This window comes from Nonomuraea sp. NPDC005692, assembly GCF_040631115.1.
Taxonomy (GTDB): domain Bacteria; phylum Actinomycetota; class Actinomycetes; order Streptosporangiales; family Streptosporangiaceae; genus Nonomuraea.
This window is the reverse complement of sequence record NZ_JBEXYU010000005.1, coordinates 95,985-113,941: the sequence shown is the minus strand read 5'-3', so window position 1 is coordinate 113,941 and position 17,957 is coordinate 95,985. Positions and strand designations below refer to the sequence as shown.

Genomic DNA, 17,957 nt, shown 5'->3' with positions numbered 1-17,957 from the left:
CCTAGCCGCAGTTCGCCCAGTCGACCTGGGTGTTGCCCGGACCCGAGCTGCCCGAGTAACGCACGCACTTGCCCTTGGCGAGGAGCTTGACCGGGCCGGCGTAGTACTCGTAGTTGCCGCGGTCGGTGTTGCTCGGGCCGCCCTGCACCTCCAGCGTCGCGCTGACCGGGGTCGACTTGCCGACGTCGGGGCCGGACTTGAGGGTGACAACGCAGTTCTGCCCCGTGCCGCTGTTGTAGAGCTGGTACGTCGTGCCGCCGGTGAACGAGGTCGACCGCTGGACCACGAAGCCGGATCCGCACACCTGCGTCGGCGTGTAGGGGTTCGGCTTCGACGGGGCGGCCGTGGGCTCCGGCTCCTCGGTGGGTTCCGGCTCCTTGGTGGGCTTCTGAGTCTGCGTCGGCTGCTGCGTGACCGTCGGGGTGGGCGTCGCCGTGGGGGTCGGGGTGGGTGTCTCGGTCGGCTTCTGTGTCGGCTTCTCCGTCGGCTTCCCGTTCGGCTTCTGGGTGGGCGTCTCGGTCGGCTGCTGCGTCTGCGTCGCGGAGGGGGTCGGCGTGACCGTCCTGGTGACCGTGGCCGTCGGCTCGGGCTCCTTGGTAGTCTTCCGCTCCTGCACGGTCGGCTGGATCGTCGGGACCGTCAGCTGCTGGGCCGCCGTCGGCGTCGGCACCGAGGTCAGCACCGGCACCTGGGGGTTGTCGGCGGAGGTGTCGTCGTTCGGCAGCACCAGCGGGCCGACGCCGTCGTCGTCAGGGGACGGCGTGGTCGCCCAGGGGGCGGTGACCTCGGGCTGGGGCTGCGTGGGCACGGCGGTGACCGCCTGCTGGGCCGCCGCCGCCGCGCCCGAGGAGGGCGACGCGGAGCCCGCCGCGGCGGCGGGCTCGAAGGTGACGTTGGAGGAGTAGCGGCTGGCGCCCCACAGGCCGATCGCCGACAGCAGCATGACCGCGACCACGCCGGCGACCAGGCCGATCGGGAACGGCTTGCGCGCCGGTCCGGTGCCGCCCGCACCGGCCGTCGCGGGCTGGGCCGGCTCCACGGGCGGGTTCTGCGGTCCGGGCGGCGGCCCCCATGCGGCCTGCACGGGCACCGGCGGGTACTGCACCGGCACGCCCTGCACCGGCTCGTCGTTCATGGGAAGGTGCTGCATCGGGCCGGGCTGCATGGGCTCATGCCCCATCGGGCCCTGCGGCGGCACACCGGGCACGAACGGGCCGGGCTGCATCGGGTCGTGCCCCATCGGCCCGTTCGGGACCGGGCCGTTCATCATCGGCCCGTTGGGGATCGGCCCGTTGGGGATCGGGCCGTTCATCATCGGGCCGTTCGGGATCGGGACGCCTTCGATGGCCAGGGGCAGCACCGGAGGCTGGCCCGGCACGGGCGGCTGGCCGTCGATCAGGGTGAGTTCCGCCGGGTCGGACGGCGGCACGGGCACGCCGCCGATCGGCGCCTGCACGGGCACGCCCTCGATCGGCGCCGCCGGCATGGGGGCCTTGTCGTCGCCCAGCAGGCGCAGCAGCGCCGTGTACGTCGTGGGCCGTCCGGACACGTCCTTGGACAGCGCCGCGAGGACCGTCTGGCGCAGCGGATCGGGCAGCCCGTCCACCTCGGGCTCGTCGGTGAGCACGGCGTGCGCGTCCTGGCCGAACGGCGCGGAGCCGGTGGCGGCGAACACCACGGTCGCCGCCCAGGCGAAGACGTCGGCGTAGGGGCCGTACTGCAGGCCGTTGAGCTGCTCGGGGGCGCGGTAGCCGATCTCGCCGGCCGGGTCGCCGATCTCGATGTCGGTGACGCGCAGCCCCTCGCCGGTGAGGATCACGTTGTTCGGGGTGAGCCCCCGGTGCGCGAACCCGGCCAGGTGCACCGCGGTCAGCGCGGTGAGCATGCCGACCGCCACGCGTTCGAGCGCGTCACCGGTCAGCGGGCCGTCGGCGGCGACGGTCTCGGCCAGCGAACGTCCCTCGACGTGCTCACGTACGACGTAGAGCAGGCCGTCCTGGACGCCGGCGTCGAGCGTACGGGCCACGTACGAGCTGGATACCCGGCTGACGTCCTTGAGCCGGGTCACGAAGTCCGGGTCGGCCGCCGGGTCGACGGTCAGCGTCTTGATCGCGACCGGATCGGCGTCCTCGGACTCCTTGCCCAGATGAACGGCGCCACGCGGGCCCTGTCCCAACAGGCTCACGATCTCGTGATCGCCGATCCGCTCCGGTACTGCTGCCTGGGGGGAGTCCTTCTCCACCATGACCGTCCTTTCAGGAGTCCGTCATGATCAGAGACATTTAACCAAATAAGCCCCATAAGCATCAGCAGTTTCGGCCGTCACTCTTAACAGTTAACCGTCAATTCTCCCGATATCCGGCGGTGAGCCGGGCCGCCAGCGCCGCCTTCGTCCCATGGGCACGAACACCCAGGCCGCCAACGCCAGCCCGACCAGCGTGAACCCGCCCGCGGCGACCACCGTCGCGACCTCCATCGACCGCTGGTCCGGCGGCACGACCTTGCGCACGACGGTCGCGGGCAGCGGCGGCGGCACCGGCGGCGCCACGGCCACCTGCTCCGACGGCAGCACCGCGGTCACCGCGAGCAGCGGGTTCACCATCCCGGCGCCGGTGCCCGCCCCCGACGCGCCGTCGGCGGTCAGCGTGATGCGCCTGCGCACCTGGAGCTGCGTCAGCCCGGGATGGCGCGCGCGGACGAGCGCGACCACGCCCGTCACGTACGGGGCGGCGTAACTGGTGCCCTTCAGTGCGGACTGGTACCCCTTGAGCGGCCAGGTCGAGCTGACGCCCTCCCCCGGGCCGAGCACGGCGACCGCGTTGGGGTTGGAGAACGTCGAGCGCCCGCCGTCCGGGGTCGCCGACCCCACCGACAGCACCCCGTCGTACGCGGCGGGGTAGGAGGGGGCCGACGTGCCGTCGTCCTTGGTCAGGTTGCCGGCGGCGGCGACGATCACCACGTCCCGCCCCAGCGCGTAGTCGACGGCCGCCTTCAGGTCGGGGCTGTCGGGGGCGTCGATGGAGAGGTTGATGACGTCGGCGTGCTCGTCCACGGCCGTCTTGATGGCCTTGGCCAGCAGCCCCACGTCACCCTTGTCACCGGCGACCTGCTTGATCGACAGCAGGCTGACGCCGGGGGCGACGCCGTGGAAGGGGATGTCCTTGCGCGGCTGGCCGGCGATGATGCCGGCGACCGCCGTGCCGTGGCCGACGCAGTCGCGAAAGCCGGTGTTGGTGAGGTCGGCCTTGCCGCTCAGCCGGATCTGGGGATGGGTCTCGTCGACGCCGCTGTCGATGACGGCGACCGTGACGCCCCGGCCCGTGGTCAGCGGCCACACCTTCTCCGCGTTGACCCGCCGCTGCGCCCACGTCTCGGCGATCGCCATGGTGGCCTTCTTGGGCATGCACCTCACGGGCGCGGCCTGCGCCGGCGCCGCCGCGAACTGCAGGGCGAGCACGCTCGCCGCCAAGGCGCGACCAATCATGAAGAAAGAGCGTAGCCTGCCCGATCCGGGAGGAAAGCTCCACTCGCCACGGAACGAAGCCCCGGCGGCGGGCCAGGGCCCCTGTCCGTGCTCACTGCGTGGCGGACTCGATGTTCCGCTGGTACGTGCCGATGACCCGCGAAGCCTCCTGCAGCTCCTCGGTCATGCGCTGGAAGGCCGTGCGGTAGTTCTGCCAGGCCTGACTGAAACGCTGGGCTCCGGGGCCCGTCCACGCGGTGCCGACCTTGGCCGCCTCGCGGTCGAGCGCGGTCATGATGGTGCGGAGCGCCTCGGACTGCTGCGTGAACTGGCTGGCCATCTGCTGCATTTCCGCGGGGTTGCCGCCGAGCATACTCTGGCTCATGCATACCTCCTGGAACTGGTGAAAGCGCCCTCACCATAAAGCGGGCCACCGCCCGTCGCCCCCGTTATGCCGAGCGGCTATGGTCGTCCAGAGGATTATTCGGATCTAAGGAGTGATCCACTCATGCGCGAGGTCGTGGTGACGGGTGGCGGCACCGGGATCGGCTACGCGATCGCGGAGGCGTTCGCCTCCCTCGGCGACCGCGTCACGATCACCGGCCGGCGGGAGCACGTGCTCAAGGAGGCGGCCGCGCGGCTGGGGGCGGCGTACGTGCCGTTCGACGCCGCGAGCCCGGCCGCCGTCAAGGACGCGCTCGACAGCCTGCCCGCCCACGTGGACGTCCTGGTCAACAACGCCGGGGGCAACACGAACCTGGACCGCGGGCAGTCCGGCGACCTGGCGGACGTCGCCGAGGCGTGGTGGGCCAACCTCAACGTCAACCTGCTGTCCGCCGTGCTGGTCACGACCGCGCTCGCCCCACGCATGGGCGAGGGCGGCCGGATCGTCTCCATCGGCTCGATCGCCGCGCGCGGCACCGGGTCCGGCTCGTACGGCGCCGCCAAGGCCGCCGTCGAGTCCTGGACCGCCGACCTGGCCGCCGAGCTGGGCCCCCGGGGCATCACCGCCAACGTCGTGGCTCCCGGCCTGGTGATGGAGACCGAGTTCTTCCGCGGGAGGCTCACGGAGGAGGGCATCAGGGCCCGCGTGCAGAACACGCGTAACGGGCGCCCTGGCACCCCCTCCGACGTGGCCGATACCGTTCTCTTTCTGGCATCCGCGGGAGCCGGGCACATGACGGGGCAGGTGCTGCATCTGAACGGCGGCGCGTACCTCGGCCGCTGAGCAGTCACGAGGACCACGAGGAAGGGACGAAGGTCGGTGCGGAAGGTTCTGATCGCCAATCGCGGCGAGATCGCCGTACGGGTGGCCCGCGCGTGCACGGACGCGGGGATCGGCAGCGTGGCCGTCTACGCCGACCAAGACATCGACGCCCTGCACGTCAGGGTGGCCGACGAGGCGTACGCGCTGGGCGGGCAGTCCCCCGCCGAGACCTACCTCGACATCGCCAAGCTGCTCGACGTCGCCGCGCGCGCCGGCGCCGACGCCGTCCATCCCGGCTACGGCTTCCTGGCCGAGAACGCCTCGTTCGCCCAGGCCGTCATCGACGCCGGCCTCACCTGGATCGGGCCGCCCCCGGCCGCCATCGCCGCGCTGGGCGACAAGGTGCAGGCCAGGCACATCGCGCAGAAGGTCGGCGCGCCGCTGGTGGCCGGCACCAAGGACCCGGTCTCCGGCGCCGAGGAGGTCGTGGCGTTCGCCGAGCGGCACGGGCTGCCGATCGCCATCAAGGCCGCGTACGGCGGCGGCGGCCGCGGCATCAAGGTCGCGCGCAGGCTGGAGGAGGTCGCCGAGCTGTACGACTCCGCCGTGCGCGAGGCCGTGGCCGCCTTCGGCAGGGGCGAGTGCTTCGTCGAGCGCTACCTCGACCGTCCCCGGCACGTCGAGACCCAGTGCCTGGCCGACCGCGCGGGCAACGTGGTCGTGGTCAGCACCCGCGACTGCTCGCTCCAGCGCCGCCACCAGAAGCTGGTGGAGGAGGCACCCGCGCCGTTCCTGTCGCCGGAGCAGATCGACATCCTCTACACCAGCTCCAAGGCCATCCTGAAGGAGGCCGGCTACGTCGGCGCCGGCACCTGCGAGTTCCTCGTCGGCCAGGACGGCACGATCTCCTTCCTGGAGGTCAACACCCGCCTGCAGGTCGAGCACCCGGTGAGCGAGGAGGTCGCGGGCGTCGACCTGGTGCGCGAGATGTTCCGGATCGCCGACGGCGAGCTCCTGGGCTACGACGACCCGGCCCTGCGCGGCCACTCGATCGAGTTCCGGATCAACGCCGAGGACGCCGGCCGCAACTTCCTGCCCGCCCCCGGCACGCTGACCGCCATGCGCACGCCGTCCGGGCCCGGCGTCCGCCTCGACTCGGGCTACGAGGCCGGGATGACGGTCCCGCAGACGTTCGACTCGCTGGTGGCCAAGCTGATCGTGACCGGGCGCACCCGCCACGAGGCCCTCGACCGGGCCCGGCGGGCGCTGGCCGAGTTCGAGATCGACGGCATGCCGACCGTGCTGCCCTTCCACCGGGCGGTCGTGACCGACCCGGCGTTCACGTCCGAGCCGTTCGCCGTGCACACGCGGTGGATCGAGACCGAGTGGGACAACCCGGTCGAGCCGTACGCGGGCGAGGTGGCCGCCGCTCCGGCCGCCCCTGCGGTGCGGGAGACGGTGACGGTCGAGGTCGGCGGCAAGCGCCTTGAGGTGGTGCTCCCGGCCGGGCTCGGCATGGCCGGCCCCGCGCCCGCCGCGGGCAAGGCGCCGCGGCGCGCCGGCGGCGCGCGGAAGCACGCGACGGCCGGCGGCGACGCGCTGGTCAGCCCGATGCAGGGCACGATCGTCAAGGTCGTCGCGAACGACGGCGACGTGGTCAGCGAGGGTGACACGGTCGTGGTGCTGGAGGCCATGAAGATGGAGCAGCCGCTGACGGCCCACAAGTCGGGCACCGTCACGGGCCTGTCGGCCGCCGTCGGCCAGACCGTCACGTCGGGCGCCACGATCTGCGAGATCAAGGACGCCTGAGCCCGCTCCCCTGTGCCTGCGCGCCGTCGCGGGCAGGTAACGTGCCCAGTGAGGAACTTTGCCGACCGCCCGTTCGTCCTCATGGGCGAAGGAGGCTTGCTGCCAATGACCCATTCGCTGCGCCGAGCAGGGGCCGCGATCGCGGCTCTGATCGCCGGGCTGTTCGTCGTTCTTGCGCTGTCCCCTGCCGCCAACGCGGCGGCGCCACCTGACGCACAGACTGTGGTGCAAAACTGGAAGAAGGCCCCGCTCTACGTGGTGTCGGGCTCGCCCTTGAGCTCCAGCCAGCAGAGTGACATCAACGACGCGCTGAAGGACGCCGACAGCAAGATCTACGCTGTCGCGCTGCCCGACGGCACCTTTGACAACTCCACCGTTGGGCCGTACCTCTCGTCGCTGGGCAAGGCGCTGGTCGACGCCGGTCGTCCCAAGGTGACGGTGGTGGTGTTCGACGGCGAGACGATGTTCGCCGGGTCCAACGCCCTGCGCAACAACCTCGCCGGCCAGCTGGTCAAGCTCTCGGTGAACGCCAACTCGGGCGACATCGTCGCGGGCGTGAAGGACTTCACGAACCGGGTCGACGCGGCGGGCAAGAACGACCGCAGCGGCGCCCTCAGCCCCAGCAGCCAGGCCAACCCCGGCGCCGGCGGCCAGTTCGCGCTGGTGGCCCTGCTCGGCCTGCTGGTGGTCGGCGGTGGCGGCTACTTCCTGTACTCCAAGAACAAGAAGAAGAAGCGCGCCATCCAGGAGGCCAAGGACCTCGCCGCGGTCAAGCAGACCGTGGAGGAGGACGTCACCAAGCTGGGCGAGGAGATCACCGAGCTCGACACCGACGTCACCCTCGCCGGCCAGGGCGGCGGGCACATCACCGAGTGGCAGCAGGCGCTCGACTCCTATGAGAAGGCCAAGGTCCAGCTCAACGCGGTCCAGCGGCCCGACCAGGTCCGCGAGGTCACCCAGACCCTTGAGGACGGCCGTTACGCGCTGGCCGTGGTGAAGGCCAAGGTCAACAACCGGCCGATCCCCGAGCGGCGCGCTCCCTGCTTCTTCAACCCGCAGCACGGCCCGTCGGCGCGTGACGTGCGCTGGGCCCCGCCCGGCGGCGCGGTGCGCGACGTGCCGGCCTGCGCGATGGACGCCGAGGCCGTCGAGCGCGGCTTCGACCCGCAGATGCGCGAGGTCATGGTCGACGGTCACCGTCGCCCCTACTACGACGCGGGCCCGGCCTACCAGCCGTACGCCTACGGCTACTACGGCGGCTTCGGCGACATCATGACCGGCATGTTCATCGGCACGATGATGGGCAGCATGTTCCACGGCGGCTGGGGCGGCGGCGGCTACGGCGCCGGCTACGCCGAGGGCTACCAGGACGGCGGCGGCGGCGACCTCGGCGGCGGTGACTTCGGTGGCGGCGGCGACTTCGGCGGCGGCGGAGGCGGCGGCTGGGGCGACTTCGGTGGCGGCGGCGACTTCGGCGGTGGCGACTTCGGCGGCGGCGACTGGTAAACCTGCGCCGACCCTGACGGGCGCGTCCTCCCTTTCCGGGGGGCGCGCCCTTTTCGCGTTCCGGTGTCAACCTTCCCGGCACGCTCCGGCAACTGCTGGCCCTCCCGGCCGACGAGGAGACCTCGCCGAGCAGCCCGCGATCAGGTCGCTCGGCGAGGTCACCGACCCGCTGGGCCGTACCGCGCGCCGGGCCGGTCCGAGCCGCTGATCCAGACCACGTACGAGGAGATGGGCTGGGTCGACCGCCTGGGCGCACGTCCGTAGCGCGGCCTGTGGTCAGGGGATCTGGCCTGGCTCGTCCACCACGCCCGTCGCCAGGTCGGCGCTCGCGTAGAAGGTGCCCTTGCGGGCCGTCACCTCACCGCCGATGACCTCGTCCTGGAGGTTGTCCACGCGCCTGCCGAGGAAGCGGTAGGTCGTGGCGTCCAGCACCAGGTACGACCGCGAGACGATCCGGCCCTGCGCGTCCCGCATCGGCCCCCCGGGGACGGAACCGGCGGGCTCGTAGGCGATGCCGATCCCCGCCCGGCCCGCGGCGTCCCGTACGCCGAGGTCCACCCGCACCCCGGGCAGCTCGGCGAGCGCGCGGAAGATGGCGGCCTCGACCCGCGGCGGCATGGGGACGCCCGCGTCGAGGTAGACCGACAACACGCGGAACGCCCGCACGTCCGGCCGCTCGGCCTCGGTCCCCTTCGGCAGGGTCGACCAGTGCCGGTCGCCCCTGACGTGGTCCAGCAGCGCAACGGGATCGGTGGGCAGGTCGGCGAGCTTGGCCGCGTACTGCCGGGGGGTCAGGTCGTCGTCGTCCGGGTCGGGGGTGATGTCCTGGAATTCCATGGCGCCGCCGTTCTGGCGGAGGGCCTGGCGGGTGCCGTCGTACCGGGTCCAGTACTCCTGGACCGTGCCTCGCTCCTCGTAGGGCTGCTTGACCAGATCCTTCCGGTACAACCACTGGCCGGGGCGCGGCTCGTGGTGCTTGCGGCGTCCCTCGGCCACCAGGGCGGCTTGGCGCAGCACCGTCTCGGCCCGTACCGGCATGGTGGTCATGGCGGCCGGCGGGGCCGGGGCCGGGGTGTGGGAACCGTTCACCGCCACGACGACGGCGGCGGCGGCCGTCGCGGCGGCCAGCAGCGACGGCACCGCCCAGAACCGGCGCCGCTTCCGGCCCGCGGCCTGGGCCGGCGGCGACGCCGGAGCGAGGGCTCGGGCGCGCACGGCGCGCAGGCGGTCGGCGTCGGGTTCTGGGGCGTCCGCGCGCAGCTCGCGCAGGAGCGTGAGGTCATCGTCCACGGCCGGGGTCCTCCTCGTCGGTGTCGTGGATGGCTGCGGGCGCGGCGCCGTGGACGGCCGCCGGGGCGGCATCGTGGACCGCTGACGGCGCAGTGTCGTGGACGGCTGACGGTGCGGCGTCGTGGACTGCTGACGGGTCGATGCCGCCCAGGGCCGCTCGGGTCTTCCGCCTGGCGCGGTGCAGGCGCGAGCGCACGGTCCCGATCGGGACGCCGAGCGCGCGGGCGACCTCCTCGTAACTGAGGTCGGCCCAGGCGATCATCAGCAGCACCTCGCGGTCCTGCGGCGACAGCGTCGCGAGCGCCCCCGCCAGCTCGCGGTGGGCCGCCCCGGCCGACACGCGGGCCGCCACCCGGTCGGCGTAGCTCTCGGCCACCGCGTCGAGGCCCGTCCTGGCCAGCGCGCGGTAGGCCCTGATCTCGGTACGGCGGTGCTTGCCGATCAGGTTGGCGGCGATGCCGTACAGCCAGGGGCGGGCGTCGCGGTGGGCGGTGTCGTAGCGGGCGAGACGGCGGAAGGCGTCCAGGAACGTCTCGGCCACGATGTCGTCGGCCAGCGAATCGCCCAGGCGGCGGGTGACGTATCTGTGGAGCGCGGGGGCGTGCCGGTCGTACAACGCCGAGAAGGCGGCGGGGTCGCTGCGGGCACGTCTGATCACCTCCGCGTCGTCCACCTCGGTGTCCTGCGTCAAACTCTCGACTCCGTTCTTCGGACTGAACACCCCCTTTCACCCGATGACTCGGATCCGGTTCTCGTACAGGCCACGAAGGGCTTCGCCGATGGGCGCGCTTCGCGCGACGTGGGCTCAGGCTGCGTCCATGTGGGGGCAAGCCCCCGCACCCCAGCGGGGACCTACCGGTCCCCGCACCCCTCGGACGAACCCGATTCCGAAGCGACAAACGCCTGCCTCAGATGTCGAACTCGCCCTGGTTGGCGCCGTGCAGGAACGCCTGCCACTCCGCAGGCGTGAAGATCAGCGCCGGGCCCTGCGGATTCTTGCTGTCACGGACGGCGATGATCCCCGGGAGGTTGGTCGCGACCTCGACACACTGCCCGTTGTCGCCGCTGGCGCTGGACTTACGCCATTCCGCTCCGGCGAGGTCTACTGGGTCCATTTCTTGATCGCATCCTCAATCGCCCGTGGTGTGACGTTCTTCGGCTCTGCGTCGGCTCTGATGGTGTCATACCTCTGCTTGAGGCGCATGACCGCTTCGTGATCTCCAGTGACATGACCGGAGAGGACCGAGTCGGCGGAGACCACCTCCGCACCGTCACGCAGCCGCGCCAGCGCGAACGCGCTCATGGTGCCCGCCACGCAACCGGCGGCAACCGGCACCAGCTGGATGGTGATGCGGGGATGGCAGGTGAGATCCAGCAGGTAGCGGAGCTGTTCCGCCAAGACACCGGGCCCTCCGATCGGGCGGTGCAGGACTCCTTCGTCGATGAGCGCGAGGAAGGCCGGAGGGCAACTGCTGTCGAAGATTCTCATGCGCCGGATGCGGGCCTGGACTCGCTCTTCGACGCGATCCGGCGGGGTGGCGGCGGAGAAGATCGCACGGGCATAGCCGGCGGTCTGCAGGATGCCGGGGATCAACAGCGGATCCCAGGACTGCAGGATGACGGCTTGCGGTTCGATCTCCTCGACCCACCGTGCGAACCAGCCCAGAGCGGGCGACTGGGAGATGCGTTCGTGGAGGCCGGTGAAATGGCCGTCGGTGCCGAACGCTTTGTCCACCCCGCGCGCGAATTCCAGCGTGGGGATTCGACGGCCTTTCTCGACATGGCTGACGAGTGATTCGTGGCAGAGAATGCGCAGCGCAAGCGCGGATTGTGTCATTCGAGCCGCTTTGCGTCGGTCCGCGAGGTCCTGAGCGAAACGCGCTCTGGGTGACAAATGGTCGCCGACATCGGGAGCCATGGCGTCTCCGCAGGTCAATTGCAGGGGGATTGCCTTCCCGAAGGCTACTGCGACGCCCTTCCGACAATCAATACATGATAGGCGTCGCACCTTGTCGGACGGGTTTCGCGAGGTGTGAGCGCTGCGGGCGCGCGCGACCGTTCATGCTGAACCCAGGCGACAGCGCTTTTGTCGCAAGCAACGTTCGGATTCGCTTTGGAGGGAAAGCCGGCAGACGATTCGGCGCTGGCTGGCGGACGTCGATCCGCTGGTTCGGGACGATGCACTGACGGTCGTCTCAGAGCTGGTCACCAACGCGGTCAGGCATGTGCCGCCGGGCCCCGACCGCGACTGGGTCATGGTGCTGCTCGGGATCTGGGACGGATTCGTACACCTCGAAGTGGTAGACCCCGGGACGGCGGACCGGGAACCGCGCTTCGCCCCGCTGGACGCGGGGTCCCTGCGGGAGACAGGTCGCGGCCTCGGCCTGGTGGCCGCGTTGTCGGTCAGGAGCGGCACGCACACCGCCGGACCGCACGGCCACCGTGTCGTATGGGCCGACCTGGGAAGGGCCGTGCCTAGCGGACCACCCGGTACGTCAGATGGGTGACCAGGTCGGTGCCCGTGGGCGGGGCCGCCGGGGTGAGGGTGATGTCGCCGGCGTCGGCGAGGAGGCGTTCGCCGCGGCCGAGGATCACCGGCGCGACGTGCAGGCGGAGCTCGTCGATGAGACCGGCGGCCAGGTACTGGTTGACGGTGGCGGCGCCGCCGGCGATGGAGATGTCGCGGCCCCCCGCCGCCTCCCGAGCCATGGCGAGGGCGGCCTCGATGCCGTCCGTGACGAAGAAGAACGTCGTGCCGCCCTTCATGGGCAGCGGCTCGCGCGGGTGGTGGGTGAGGACGAACACCGGCGCGTGGTACGGCGGCTCCTCCCCCCACCAGCCGGTCCAGCCCAGGTCGAAGGCGCCGCGGCCGGGGTCGAACATGTTGCGTCCCATGATGAACGCCCCGGCCGCCGTGATGGCCTCGATGACCTCCGCGTGCCGCTCGGGCTCCTGCAGCATCCACTCGTGCAGCCGGTCGCCCACGCCGTCGCCGAACGGCTGCTCCAGGCTCTGGTTCGGCCCCGCCACGTAGCCGTCGACGGACATCCCCATGTCGCACGTGACCTTGCTCATCCTGGTTCGTCTCCTGTTGTCCGTGGCGCCCGTCCGGCGCCTTCACCAGGGAGTCGGAGCCGACGGCGGGCTCTCTACACGGTCAGCGGAAATTTCCTGGAACGGGGTGGGAGGAGTCGAATCGGAGGAGGTCGGGTAGGTTCGGCGGTTAGGAAAGTTTCCTAATTGAGGAGTGCACATGAGACTCGCCGTGATCGGGGGCGGTTCGACCTACACCCCCGAGCTCATCGACGGCTTCGCCAGGCTGCGCGACGAGCTGCCGCTCACCGAGATCGCCCTGATCGACCCGGACGCCACGCGGCTCGACCTGGTGGCGGGCGTGTCTCGCAGGATGTTGCGCAGGGCCGGACACCCGGCGAAGGTGATCGCCACCGCCGACGTGGCCGAGGGGGTGGCGGGCGCGGACGCCGTGCTCTTCCAGCTCAGGGTGGGCGGCCAGGCCGCGCGGAACGTGGACGAGACGCTGCCGCTGGAGTGCGGCTGCATCGGCCAGGAGACGACGGGCGCGGGCGGGCTCGCCAAGGCCCTGCGCACGGTCCCGGTCGTGCTCGAACTGGCCGAGCAGGTACGCGCCCACGCCCCCGACGCCTGGATCGTCGACTTCACCAACCCGGTCGGCATCGTCACCAGGGCGCTGCTGGACGCCGGGCACCGCGCGATCGGCCTGTGCAACGTGGCCATCGGGTTCCAGCGCCGCTTCGCCCGGCACCTCGGCGTGCCGCCGGAGCAGGTCTCGCTCGGGCATGTCGGGCTCAACCACCTGACGTGGGAGCGGTCGGTCGTGGTCGACGGCGAGGACGTGCTGCCGCGGCTGCTCGCCGAGCACGGGCAGGAGCTGGCCGACGACATCGGCCTGCCGGTCGGGCTGCTGCGCAGGCTCCAGGTGGTCCCGTCCTACTACCTGCGCTACTTCTACGCCCACGACCTGGTGGTGAGCGAGCAGCGGGCCAAGCCGTCGCGGGCGGCCGAGGTCGCGGCGATGGAGACCCAGCTCCTTGAGCTGTACGCGGACCCGGCCGTGGACACCAAGCCGGACCTGCTGGACAAGCGGGGCGGCGCCTACTACTCCGAGGCCGCCGTCGCGCTGATCGCCTCGCTGCTCGGCGACCGGGGCGACGTCCAGGTGGTCAACACCCGCAACGACGGGACGCTGCCGTTCCTGCGCGACGAGGCGGTCATCGAGGTCCCGGCCAGGGTGTCGGCGTCCGGGGCGGCGCCGCTGCCGGTCGATCCGGTGGAGCCGCTGTACGCGGGCCTGATCGCGAACGTCTCCGCGTACGAGGAGCTGGCGCTCGACGCGGCGCTGCACGGCGGCGCGGACCGGGTGCGCAACGCGTTGCTGGCCCATCCGCTGATCGGCCAGGAGGCCGTCGCGGACGAGCTGACCGGCCTGCTGCTGGCGGCGAACGAGCGGTACCTGCCATGGTGATCATCGCTGTGGACGCGGGCAACAGCAAGACGCACGTCGTCGTGCTCTCGGGCGACGGCACGATCCTGGCCCAGGGCGACGGCGGGCCGTTCGAGCCGCAGACCGTCGGCGTGCCGGCGGCCGTGGACGTCGTGGAGCAGGCCGTGCGGCGGGCACTCGGACCGGCGGCCGCTCCCCCGTACGCCGACCAGCTCTACGCCTACCTGGCCGGGGCCGACCTGCCGGTGGAGGAGGAGGCTCTCGCGGCCGAGTTCCGCGCCCGCGGGATGGCCGCCGACGTCGTCGTGGGCAACGACAGCTTCGCGCTGCTGCGTTCGGGGGCGTCCGGGCCCAGCGGCGTCGCGGTGGTGTGCGGCGCGGGCATCAACGCGGTCGGCGTCTCGCCCACGGGCGGGGTGGCCCGCTTCCCCGCGCTCGGCCGGATCAGCGGCGACTGGGGTGGCGGCGGCGGCCTGGCCGAGGAGGCGTTGTGGCACGCCATCCGCGCCGAGGACGGCCGGGGCGCCCCGACCGCCCTCGCCGAGCTGATCAAGGCGCATTTCGGCACGCGGACGGTCGAGGAGGTGGTGCTCGGGGTGCATTTCGGGCAGATCGAGCGGCACCACCTGACCGCGCTCGCACCCAAGGTGTTCGAGGCCGCAGCGTCGGCTGACGCGATCGCGTTGGAGCTGGTCACCCGGCTGGCCGACGAGATCGTGGTGATGGCCGAGGTGTGCCTGCGCCGGCTGGACCTGCTGGAGACGCCGACGGAGGTCGTGCTGGGCGGGGGCGTGCTGCACGCGCGCATCCCGCTGCTGGTCGCGATGCTGGAGGAGCGGTTCGCCGTACGGGCTCCGCTGGCCAAGCAGGTGATCCCGGACCAGCCGCCGATCGTCGGGGCCGCGCTGAACGGCCTGGACCGCATCGGGGCCTCCGAGGAGGCCAAGGCTCGTCTCCGAGCGCAGTTCTAGAGGTATTGACGCACGTAGGGCGGTAAGTCTAGAGTCAGCCGCCAACCGTCTGGAAAGTATCCGGACGGTTGGCGGTCAAGGAGGCCACCCATGTCCACCAACCCCAGCCGACGTGAGGTTCTTCGACGTATCGGACTCACCGCCCTGACGGCGGGACCGGGCGCAGGGCTGCTCGCCGCGTGCGCCACGGGCCGCTCCGCCGCTCCGGTCGCCTCCACCTCGGCCGCGCCCACCTCGGCCGCCAACCCCCTCGGCGTGGACGCCGCCAGGCAACTGGAAGTCGTGATCTTCAGCGGCGGCAACGGCGACGGCTACGCGACCGACCTGCACGAGGCCCTCTACAGCAAGGCGTACAAGACCGCCAAGATCAAGCACGTGCCCACCCAGAAGGTCGGCACGCAGCTGCGCCCCCGCTTCATCAGCGGCGACGCGCCCGACGTGGTCAACAACTCCGGCCCCGACGCCCTCGACCTGCAGTCGCTCGTCGCCGAGGGGCACCTCGCCGACCTGACGCCGCTCTTCGACGCCCCCTCCCTGGTGGACCCGGCCAAGAAGGTGCGCGACACCCTGGTCGGCGGCGTCTACGAGAACTCGCTGATCGACGGCGTGCCGCGGGTGCTGCAGTACACGGTCGCCCACCGCGCCCTGTGGTACAACGCCAAGCTGTTCGACAAGCGCGGCTGGCAGGCGCCGAAGACGTGGGCGGAGTTCAACGCCCTCGGCGAGGAGGCCAAGAAGGCGGGCATCGCGCTGTTCGCCTACCCGGGCCAGGTCGGCCCCTTCTACCAGCTCTGGAACCTGGTCTACAGCGCCGCCAAGATCGGCGGCAACAAGGTGATCGTCGACATCGACAACCTCGCCGACGGCGCCTGGCAGGCCGAGCCCGTACGGCAGGCCGTCGCGGCGTGGGCGCAGGTGCAGCGCGACTTCGGCGACAAGGCGTACTTCGGGCTCGACCACACCCAGACGCAGGTCAAGCACCTGCAGGACAAGGTGCTGTTCTACCCCTGCGGCTCCTGGCTGGAGAACGAGATGGCCAAGGACCGGCCGGCCTCGTTCGAGTACGCGATCGCCCCGGTGCCCAGCATCACCGCCGCCGACGCGATGCCGTACGAGGCGATCATGATCGGGGTGAGCGAGGCGTTCTTCGTGGCGGCCAAGGGCAAGAACCCGCAGGGCGGCCTGGAGTACCTGCACATGATGTTGTCGCGGGAGGGCGCGCGCGGCTACACCGAGCTGACCAAGAACCTCACCGTCGTCAACGGCGTGGTCGACGGCCTCGACCTGACCTCGGCGGTGCGCAGCGCGGCCAAGGCCCAGGAGGCGGCCGGGACGAACATCATCACCGACGCCCGCTTCGAGGGCTGGTACAAGGAGCTGTTCGACCACGGGCAGGTCCAGACCAACTCGGTGATGGCCGGACGCATCACGCCCGAGCAGTTCTGCGCGAACATGCAGAAGAAGGCCGACGAGCTCAAGGCGGACTCCGCGATCGCCAAGCAGACCAGGAGCGTCTGAGCGATGAGGCGGCACGGCTTCGTCGCGGGCTTCCTCGCCCTGCCCGTGGTCCTCTACGCGGTCTTCGTGATCAGCCCGTACGCCCAGGCGTTCCAGATCGCGCTGACCGACTGGCGCGGGGTGTCGGCGAACCTGAACTTCGTCGGCCTGGACAACTTCCGGCGGATGCTCGGCAACGACACGTTCTGGCAGGCGGTCCGCAACCACGCGGTCCTGCTGGTCACGCTGCCGTTGGTGACCATCGCGCTCGCGCTGGTCTTCGCGTACCTGCTCGGCGACTCGGCGGGCACGCCGGGGGCCCGGTTCTACCGGGTGATCTTCTTCCTGCCGCAGGTGCTGGCGGTCGCGGTGGTCGGGGTGCTGTTCAAGGCCGTCTACCGGCCGGACGCGAGCGGCGTGCTGAACGGCGCGCTGGCGAAGCTGGGCGTGGAGCCGGTCGGCTGGCTGACGGACCAGAACCTGGCGCTGTGGTCGATCATCGCGGTGATGGTGTGGCAGGCGGTCGGCTTCTACGTCGTGCTGTTCTCGGCCGGGATGGCGGCCATTCCGAAGGACGTGTTCGAGGCGGCCGCCCTCGACGGCGCCGGGCGGCTGCGCACGTTCTTCTCCATCACGCTGCCCCTGGTGTGGGACACCGTCCAGGTGGCCTGGGTCTATCTGGGGATCGCCGCGTTCGACGGGTTCGCGCTGGTCAACGTCCTGTCGGTGGAGCAGGGCGGGCCGGACGGCGCGACCACCGTGCTGGCCACGGAGATCTACAAGAACGCCTTCTCCTACTCCCGGTTCGGCTACGCCTCGGCCATGGGCGTGGCGCTGTTCTTCCTGACCCTCACCTTCGCCGCGCTGACGTTGCGCGTGACCCGCCGCCAGAAGGTCGTCTACTGAAATGTTCCGAAAAATCAGCATCCAGGCTGTTCTTGGCCTCTGGGCGCTGCTCATCATCGCCCCGCTGCTGTGGACCCTGCTGGCCTCGTTCAAGAGCAACGCCGAGATCTTCGGCGACGCCCTGCAACTGCCCGGCGAGCTGCGCTGGGACAACTGGGCGCGGGCCTGGGAGCGGGCCAACATCGGCCGCTACCTGCTCAACACGGTCATCGTGGTCTTCTTCGGCGTGGCCGGGACGATGCTGCTCAGCTCGATGGCCGCGTACGTGCTGGCCCGCTACCGATTCCCGGGCAACCGGCTGGTCTACTTCCTGTTCGTCTCCGGCATGGCCTTCCCGGTCTTCCTGGCGCTCGTGCCGCTGTTCTTCGTGGTGGACGGGCTCGGGCTGCTCAACAGCCACGTCGGCCTGGTCCTGGTCTACATCGCCTACTCGCTGCCGTTCACGGTGTTCTTCCTGACGTCCTTCTTCAGGGCGCTGCCGGACGCGGTGGCCGAGGCGGCGATGATCGACGGGGCCTCGCACACCCGCACGTTCTTCCAGGTCATGCTGCCCATGGCCCGCCCGGCGCTGGTCAGCCTGACCATCTTCAACGTGCTCGGCCAGTGGAACCAGTACCTCATCCCGCTGGTCCTGCTGCCCGGCGACAAGAGCCTGTGGGTCATCACCCAGGGCGTGGCCGACATCTCCACCATCGCCGGGTACGAGGCCGACTGGCCCGGACTGTTCGCCGCACTCAGCATGACGGTGCTTCCTGTCGTGCTGATCTATATCGTCTTCCAGCGACATATCCAGTCCGGGCTGACATCAGGAGCGCTGAAGTAGGA

Annotated in this window: 17 protein-coding genes; 9 read left to right on the top strand and 8 right to left on the bottom strand. The window is 71.1% G+C overall.

Going from position 1 to position 17,957, the window contains the following annotated elements; genetic code table 11:
• Window position 1: 1 nt before the first annotated feature.
• The 3 genes from ABZ459_RS13555 to ABZ459_RS13545 form a co-directional block, all read right to left on the bottom strand.
• Window positions 2–2,245, bottom strand: coding sequence for a serine/threonine-protein kinase (locus ABZ459_RS13555; RefSeq protein ID WP_357969929.1), 2,244 nt, complete (start codon window positions 2,243–2,245; stop codon window positions 2–4).
• A gap of 90 nt (window positions 2,246–2,335) precedes the next feature.
• Window positions 2,336–3,484 carry a S8 family serine peptidase gene (locus ABZ459_RS13550; RefSeq protein WP_357969926.1) on the bottom strand — a complete coding sequence of 383 codons (1,149 nt, stop codon included), beginning with the start codon at window positions 3,482–3,484 and terminating at the stop codon, window positions 2,336–2,338.
• Window positions 3,485–3,575: 91 nt separating this feature from the next.
• Window positions 3,576–3,848, bottom strand: a complete 273-nt coding sequence (locus ABZ459_RS13545) for a WXG100 family type VII secretion target (protein WP_352326956.1) — start codon at window positions 3,846–3,848, stop codon at window positions 3,576–3,578.
• 123 nt (window positions 3,849–3,971) lie between these two features.
• Here ABZ459_RS13545 and ABZ459_RS13540 point away from each other — a divergent pair, with 123 nt between their 5' ends.
• The 3 genes from ABZ459_RS13540 (at window position 3,972) to ABZ459_RS13530 (ending at window position 7,985) form a co-directional block, all read left to right on the top strand.
• On the top strand, window positions 3,972–4,691 hold the full coding sequence (locus tag ABZ459_RS13540; RefSeq protein WP_357969923.1) for an SDR family oxidoreductase: 720 nt from the start codon (window positions 3,972–3,974) through the stop codon (window positions 4,689–4,691).
• 36 nt (window positions 4,692–4,727) lie between these two features.
• Window positions 4,728–6,479 carry a biotin carboxylase N-terminal domain-containing protein gene (locus tag ABZ459_RS13535; protein ID WP_357969922.1) on the top strand — a complete coding sequence of 584 codons (1,752 nt, stop codon included), beginning with the start codon at window positions 4,728–4,730 and terminating at the stop codon, window positions 6,477–6,479.
• A gap of 105 nt (window positions 6,480–6,584) precedes the next feature.
• Window positions 6,585–7,985: a hypothetical protein gene (locus ABZ459_RS13530; protein ID WP_357969919.1), complete on the top strand. Its 1,401-nt coding sequence runs from the start codon at window positions 6,585–6,587 to the stop codon at window positions 7,983–7,985.
• A 276-nt stretch (window positions 7,986–8,261) separates the two neighbouring features.
• Here the strand turns inward: ABZ459_RS13530 and ABZ459_RS13525 are convergent, their stop codons facing one another.
• The 4 genes from ABZ459_RS13525 to ABZ459_RS13510 all read right to left on the bottom strand — a co-directional run bounded on the left by ABZ459_RS13525 (window position 8,262) and on the right by ABZ459_RS13510 (window position 11,193).
• A complete protein-coding gene (locus ABZ459_RS13525) occupies window positions 8,262–9,275 on the bottom strand; it encodes a CU044_5270 family protein (protein ID WP_357969917.1) in 1,014 nt (337 codons plus the stop codon).
• Window positions 9,265–9,966 (bottom strand): RNA polymerase sigma factor, encoded by a 702-nt coding sequence (locus ABZ459_RS13520; RefSeq protein ID WP_357969914.1) that lies wholly within the window; start codon window positions 9,964–9,966, stop codon window positions 9,265–9,267. Before ABZ459_RS13520 ends, ABZ459_RS13525 begins: the two co-directional genes overlap by 11 nt.
• A gap of 217 nt (window positions 9,967–10,183) precedes the next feature.
• Window positions 10,184–10,390 (bottom strand): DUF397 domain-containing protein, encoded by a 207-nt coding sequence (locus tag ABZ459_RS13515; RefSeq protein WP_357969911.1) that lies wholly within the window; start codon window positions 10,388–10,390, stop codon window positions 10,184–10,186.
• Window positions 10,378–11,193, bottom strand: a complete 816-nt coding sequence (locus ABZ459_RS13510; RefSeq protein WP_357969908.1) for a helix-turn-helix transcriptional regulator — start codon at window positions 11,191–11,193, stop codon at window positions 10,378–10,380. Before ABZ459_RS13510 ends, ABZ459_RS13515 begins: the two co-directional genes overlap by 13 nt.
• A gap of 121 nt (window positions 11,194–11,314) precedes the next feature.
• On the opposite strand from ABZ459_RS13510, the gene ABZ459_RS13505 reads away from it, so the two are divergent.
• Window positions 11,315–11,782 (top strand): ATP-binding protein, encoded by a 468-nt coding sequence (locus tag ABZ459_RS13505; protein WP_357970651.1) that lies wholly within the window; start codon window positions 11,315–11,317, stop codon window positions 11,780–11,782.
• On the opposite strand, the gene ABZ459_RS13500 is transcribed toward ABZ459_RS13505, so the two are convergent.
• Window positions 11,751–12,350 (bottom strand): dihydrofolate reductase family protein, encoded by a 600-nt coding sequence (locus ABZ459_RS13500; protein WP_357969905.1) that lies wholly within the window; start codon window positions 12,348–12,350, stop codon window positions 11,751–11,753. The genes ABZ459_RS13505 and ABZ459_RS13500 overlap by 32 nt on opposite strands.
• Window positions 12,351–12,528: 178 nt before the next feature.
• Between ABZ459_RS13500 and ABZ459_RS13495 the strand changes: the two genes are divergently transcribed.
• From ABZ459_RS13495 to ABZ459_RS13475, 5 genes are all read left to right on the top strand, one after another.
• Window positions 12,529–13,779, top strand: coding sequence for a 6-phospho-beta-glucosidase (locus ABZ459_RS13495; RefSeq protein ID WP_357969902.1), 1,251 nt, complete (start codon window positions 12,529–12,531; stop codon window positions 13,777–13,779).
• Window positions 13,773–14,729 (top strand): BadF/BadG/BcrA/BcrD ATPase family protein, encoded by a 957-nt coding sequence (locus tag ABZ459_RS13490; RefSeq protein ID WP_357969899.1) that lies wholly within the window; start codon window positions 13,773–13,775, stop codon window positions 14,727–14,729. Before ABZ459_RS13495 ends, ABZ459_RS13490 begins: the two co-directional genes overlap by 7 nt.
• 90 nt (window positions 14,730–14,819) lie before the next feature.
• Window positions 14,820–16,247, top strand: coding sequence for an N-acetylglucosamine/diacetylchitobiose ABC transporter substrate-binding protein (ngcE, locus tag ABZ459_RS13485; protein ID WP_357969896.1), 1,428 nt, complete (start codon window positions 14,820–14,822; stop codon window positions 16,245–16,247).
• A gap of 3 nt (window positions 16,248–16,250) precedes the next feature.
• Window positions 16,251–17,132: a sugar ABC transporter permease gene (locus ABZ459_RS13480; protein ID WP_357969894.1), complete on the top strand. Its 882-nt coding sequence runs from the start codon at window positions 16,251–16,253 to the stop codon at window positions 17,130–17,132.
• Between the two features lies 1 nt (window position 17,133).
• Window positions 17,134–17,955, top strand: a complete 822-nt coding sequence (locus ABZ459_RS13475) for a carbohydrate ABC transporter permease (protein ID WP_352325486.1) — start codon at window positions 17,134–17,136, stop codon at window positions 17,953–17,955.
• The last annotated feature ends 2 nt before the right edge of the window (window positions 17,956–17,957 follow it).